General features: G+C 49.3%; 5 protein-coding genes and 1 pseudogene. 3 read left to right on the top strand and 3 right to left on the bottom strand.

All coding sequences use genetic code 11. The features are described 5' to 3' along the window. Positions 1 to 116: 116 nt before the first annotated feature. Positions 117 to 737: a nucleotide exchange factor GrpE gene (gene grpE, locus ACRCZA_RS11610; protein WP_438674593.1), complete on the top strand. Its 621-nt coding sequence runs from the start codon at positions 117 to 119 to the stop codon at positions 735 to 737. Positions 738 to 1004: 267 nt separating this feature from the next. Here grpE and dxs read toward each other — a convergent pair whose 3' ends face one another. Genes dxs through xseB form a run of 3 tightly spaced genes read right to left on the bottom strand, consistent with a single transcriptional unit; the run spans position 1005 to position 4018 of the window. Beyond that, entirely contained in the window at positions 1005 to 2873 is a 1869-nt protein-coding gene (gene dxs, locus ACRCZA_RS11615; RefSeq protein WP_438674594.1) for a 1-deoxy-D-xylulose-5-phosphate synthase, read from the bottom strand. A 21-nt stretch (positions 2874 to 2894) separates the two neighbouring features. Continuing rightward, positions 2895 to 3776 (bottom strand): (2E,6E)-farnesyl diphosphate synthase, encoded by an 882-nt coding sequence (ispA, locus tag ACRCZA_RS11620; protein WP_438674595.1) that lies wholly within the window; start codon positions 3774 to 3776, stop codon positions 2895 to 2897. Between the two features lie 2 nt (positions 3777 to 3778). Further along, the gene (xseB, locus tag ACRCZA_RS11625; protein WP_438674596.1) at positions 3779 to 4018 is read right to left on the bottom strand and encodes an exodeoxyribonuclease VII small subunit; all 240 of its coding nucleotides are present in this window, start codon (positions 4016 to 4018) and stop codon (positions 3779 to 3781) included. Between the two features lie 311 nt (positions 4019 to 4329). Between xseB and pomA the strand changes: the two are divergent. Next, a pseudogene (pomA, locus tag ACRCZA_RS11630) lies at positions 4330 to 5096 on the top strand (flagellar motor protein PomA). A gap of 3 nt (positions 5097 to 5099) precedes the next feature. Then, a partial coding sequence (locus tag ACRCZA_RS11635; protein ID WP_438674597.1) for a flagellar motor protein MotB occupies positions 5100 to 5515 on the top strand: 416 nt, incomplete at its 3' end.

Genomic DNA, 5515 nt, shown 5'->3' on the forward strand with positions numbered 1-5515 from the left:
TGGAACTTTATGGTCATATTTATGCTAGATCTGGCCTTAGGCCTTGAAACGTCAAAATTGATCCCCATAATATGCCCAGAGTATTTAGAAACAAAGCATTTTTAGCTGGAGTGAAAATGAGCAACGAATCGATTAAAGCCGAGCAAGATCTGATCCAAGCGGGGGTAGAGTCCGAATTATCTACCGAACAAGCAGGTTTGGTTGACGAGCTTACCCAAGCCAATTTCCGCATTGAAGAGTTGGAACAGTTACTCGCTGACGCTTTGGCGAAAGTTGAAGAACAGAAAGATTCCGTGATCCGTGCTGCCGCGGAAGTGGACAACATTCGTCGCCGCGCGGCAATGGATGTAGATAAAGCCAATAAGTTTGCGCTGGAAAAGTTTGTCAATGAACTCTTACCCGTATTGGATAACATGGAGCGCGCATTACAAGGCACCAATCCACAGGATGAAGCGACTAAAGCGATTTATGAAGGGGTTGAGTTAACCCAAAAAGGGTTCTTAACTGCCGTGGCGAAATTTGGGGTGAAACCGATTGATCCTCAAGGTTTGCCATTTAATCCTGAACAACATCAAGCGATTGGCATGCAGCCGAGTGCTGAATTTGCCGCTAACACTGTGATGTTGGTGATGCAAAAAGGCTATGAGCTGAATAGTCGCCTGTTGCGTCCTGCCATGGTGATGGTGTCTCAGGGTGGCCCTAGCCAAGATAGCGCGTCTATTGATATTGAAGCCTAGTACCATTAACGCCTAGCGCGATTGAAGCCGAGCTTGCTTCACGCTGGTTAAAACAAAAAGGACTGCAAGTGCAGTCCTTTTTTTATGGGCTAGTGCCAGATCGGTGACTCAATTGTGAGCGTGCTTTACTGGCGCACACGCTATCTTATTGCTTGTTTTTTTTTAAGCATTGGCACTCAAAACCCGCATAGCGGATTAGCCTAGCAGCCTCTGCGTTGTGATATCAGTCCAGACATTATGGCCAATTTGCTCCGCAGTACTCAGGTTTTATTCTGCAAGATAAGCGGTTATCTGCGCCAAAATACCTTCGGCATCGAGCTGCAAATCGTGGGTCACTTCTTCTGGTGAGCCATGTTTAATAAACTCATCCGGTAGACCAATCTGCAGGACGGGTTTGGGCAGTTTCAGTTTTTGTAATAACTCAATCACCCCAGAACCCGCGCCGCCCATAATGGCGTTTTCTTCGACGGTGACAAGCACCTCATGAGTTTGGGCCATTTCCTTGACTAAATCGATATCCAGGGGTTTGACAAAACGCATATCCACCACGGTGGCATCGAGGCTTTCGGCCGCGGTTAAGGCGCTCGCGAGCGTGGTACCAAAGTTGAGGATCGCCACGCGTTTACCGATGCGTTTGATGACGCCTTTACCGATAGGCAAAGCGGTCATGGCCTCAATTTGAGTGGCACCGGTGGCGCAGCCCCGTGGATAGCGCACCGCAGTGGGGCCTTGATCGTAGCAATAGCCGGTGTAGAGCATTTGTCGGCATTCATTCTCGTCCGACGGTGCCATGATCACCATATTCGGGATACACCGCATAAAGCTTAAATCGAAAGCTCCTTGGTGGGTTGGACCATCAGCGCCGACAATGCCACCGCGGTCGATGGCAAATAATACTGGCAGACGTTGTAAGGCCACATCGTGGATCAGTTGATCGTAACCCCGTTGTAAAAAGGTCGAATAAATCGCCACTACCGGTTTATAACCTTCACAGGCAAAACCCGCGCCGAGGGTCACGGCATGTTGCTCGGCAATCGCAGCATCGAAGTATTGCTTGGGAAAACGCTGAGAAAACTCAACCATCCCTGAGCCTTCACGCATCGCAGGGGTAATTCCTAAGACCTTGTCATCCTGTTCGGCGATATCACATAGCCATTTGCCAAACACCTGAGAAAAGGTGGGGGAACTCGGTTTGGCAGCGGGTTTTTTAAATTGCGTAGGGTCAAATTTGGGCACAGCATGCCAGCCGATAGGATCCTTTTCCGCTGGCTCATAACCGCGACCTTTTTTGGTCATGATATGCAGGATCTGTGGGCCTTTGAGGTTACGCATATTGCGCATGGTATCAACTAAGGCGTCGACATCGTGGCCATCAATGGGGCCAATATAGTTAAAGCCCAGCTCCTCGAACAGCGTACCGGGGACAACCATGCCTTTGAGGTGCTCTTCGGTCCGCTTGGCCATTTCTTTGATGACGGGCATGCCTTTGAGCACTTTTTTGCTGCTTTCGCGGATAGTGGTGTAAAACCGGCCGGACATTAATTGCGCCAAGTGGTTATTTAAGGCACCCACATTTTCCGAGATTGACATTTCATTGTCATTGAGCACGACTAGCATATCGTTGTGCAAATCTCCGGCATGGTTCATGGCTTCAAATACCATGCCGCCAGTCATGGCACCATCACCGATAACCGCGACCACTTTACGGCCGGCTTGTTCTTTTTCTGCCGCGACCGCCATGGCCAGCGCGGCGCTGATCGAGGTGCCAGAATGCCCGACGCTAAAGGTGTCGTATTCACTTTCTTCACGCCACGGGAAAGGATGTAAGCCATTCTTCTGCCGAATGGTATGCATTTTATCGCGCCGACCCGTCAAAATTTTATGGGGATAAGCTTGATGTCCAACATCCCAAATCAACCGATCAAAGGGGGTGTTGTAGACATAATGCAAGGCGACAGTCAGTTCGACTGTGCCCAGCCCAGAGGCAAAATGTCCGCTGGACATGCCAACAGACTTAAGAAGGAACTCCCGTAATTCATCGGCCAGTTGGGGTAACTGGGCCTGTGGAAGTTGGCGGAGTTGATTAGGGGTATTAGCCTGCGCCAATACGGGAAACTGAGAAATGTCCAAACTCATAGCGAGATACTTCGTCTCTGATTATATTCTTCGCTCAATAATATAGCGGGCGAAGTCTGCAATTAACTGGCTATTGTATGGCAATTTAGCCAGCGCTGATAGTGCCTCTTGGATCAGTTGTGCTGCGGTGTGTTTCGCACCGTCAAGTCCAAGTAGTTGCGGAAATGTACTTTTATTGGACTCGGCGTCCGAGCCCTGGGGTTTGCCTAGCTCTTCGGTGGTGGCAATGATATCTAAAATATCATCCTGCACTTGGAAGGCGAGCCCGATGGCATGGGCAAACTCCATCATAGTGTCGTAGTGATCTTTGGGCGCATTGGCGGCGATAAGTGCCAATTCGACTGCGCAGCTTATCAGCGCACCGGTTTTTAAATTATGGAGCTTGGTTAACGCGTCCAGATCAATCTGCTTATTGGTAGAGGCCAAATCGAGTGCTTGGCCGCCACACATTCCGCGATAACCCGATGCTTTGGCAAGTACCCGCACCATGGCTAAATGCTGCTCACAACTTATCCCGGGGACGGTTTCGGTCACAATCTCAAACGCCAAGGTTTGCAGTGCATCCCCAGCAAGTATGGCCGTCGCCTCATCAAACGCAATATGGACTGTGGGTTGGCCGCGGCGCAAATCATCATCATCCATAGCGGGTAAATCATCATGGATTAACGAATAGGCATGAATACACTCAATCGCGGCGGCGCAGGCGTCTAATTTTTCCAGCGCTACCCCTAACATTTGCCCTACGCTGTAGACCAAAAAGGGCCGAATACGCTTACCGCCCAGTAATGCCCCATGGGTCATCGCGGCTTTTAACTGCGGAGCTGTCTCTGCTAACGCACTAAAACGCTCGGTTAATTGGTGATCAACCCGCTGCTGATAGGTTTGTATTGCCGTTGCTAACACGCTTATTCCCCCTCAACAACGTAGGGTGATAGGGGCGCGGTATCATCTTGCTGTAACAAGATGGTCACTTTTTGTTGAGCTTGCTCAAGCTTCGCTTGGCTATGGCGCACGAGGTTGATGCCACGTTCGAATTGTTTTAAGGCATCATCGAGAGAGATATCCCCTTGTTCTAACTCGGTGACGATGCGCTCGAGCTCTCCAAGGGACTCTTCAAAACTAAGATTTTCGGGTTTTTTAGCCACGTTATGGGTTCCTATAGTTTAGCGGACACAAGGTATATCAGGCCGAGGCAGGGGTCAAACTCAGTCACAGGATATTTGCTCAACAGCACGCTTTGTTACTGAATTTTTTTTAGAATATTCAAAATATCGCTAAACTTGCCCTGTGTTTGTCCGATAACAGACAAGAGGATCGGCATCGGGGCGTGCATGTTTGCGTTTATCCGAAGATGGTTAAGTGAATCTGGCCATATTGACATTAAATAGGGTAAACAAGTGTGATTTTTTCAGGTATGTCAGTATCATATCGTTTTTACGAAGATTGAGGAGCCTTTGTGGATTTAGCAACACTGATTGGATTAGTCGGCGGACTGGGATTTATTATTTGGGCAATGATCACCAGCGGCGGCATCATGATCTATGTGGATGTGCCTTCGATAATTATCGTTTTTGGCGGTTCCTTCTTCGTGGTTATGATGAAATTCAATCTCAAACAGTTCTTTGGGGCGGTGAAGATCGCTGCCAAAGCCTTTATGTTTAAGATTGATAAACCTGAGGATTTGATTGAACAGTCGGTGACAATGGCCGATGCTGCCCGCAAAGGCGGGTTTTTGGCGTTAGAAGAAGCGCAAATTAGTAACAGTTTTATGCAAAAAGCCGTGGACATGTTGGTTGATGGTCACGACGGTGAAGTGGTGCGCTCCGCCCTTGAAAAAGACATCTCTCTTACCGAGGAGCGTCACCGAACGGGGATCGCCATTTTTAGGGCGTTTGGGGACGTGGGCCCGGCCATGGGGATGATTGGTACCTTAGTGGACTGGTAGCCATGTTATCCAATATGTCGGATCCTAAATCGATTGGGCCAGCAATGGCGGTCGCGCTATTAACGACGCTTTATGGGGCCGTGATTGCTAACATGGTGTGTATCCCGATTGCGGATAAACTGACTCTGCGTATGGCTGAAGAAATGCTCAATCGTAACTTGATAATGGATGCGGTGCTCGCCATCCAAGACGGCCAAAATCCGCGGGTGATAGAAGGGTTTTTGAAAAATTATCTGTCAGAAAAACAACGCCAACTCGATACAACGGATGGAGAGTAGCCGATGGCAAAGGCAAAAACCGTTTGCCCCCCGCCGGGCGCGCCACTCTGGCTCGCCACCTTTGCCGACTTAATGTCGTTGTTAATGTGTTTTTTTGTGCTGTTGTTGTCGTTTTCTGAAATGGACGTGCTGAAATTTAAGCAAATTGCCGGTTCAATGAAATACGCTTTCGGGGTACAAAATAAGGTGGAGGTTAAAGATATTCCTAAGGGGACCTCTGTCATTGCCTTGGAGTTTCGTCCGGGCAGGCCCGATCCCACGCCGATAGAAATTATTAACCAGCAAACTAATGAAATGACCGAACCTGTGCTTGACGTACAAGCCGGTGACGATGACCGCTCCGGCGGCGCCCAGCAGCAAGGGGCGCAAAAGGGCGGACAAGATAGCGCTGCCGCGCAAGATAGCCGGGAGGCCGCCAA

Source organism: Shewanella sp. (assembly GCF_051658185.1).
Taxonomy (GTDB): domain Bacteria; phylum Pseudomonadota; class Gammaproteobacteria; order Enterobacterales; family Shewanellaceae; genus Shewanella.

What these genes read in the sequence shown, in the direction of transcription:
- grpE (WP_438674593.1), top strand. Translation starts at nt 117, where the DNA reads ATGAGCAACGAATCGATTAAAGCCGAGCAAGATCTGATCCAAGCGGGG.
- dxs (WP_438674594.1), bottom strand. Translation starts at nt 2,873, where the DNA reads ATGAGTTTGGACATTTCTCAGTTTCCCGTATTGGCGCAGGCTAATACC.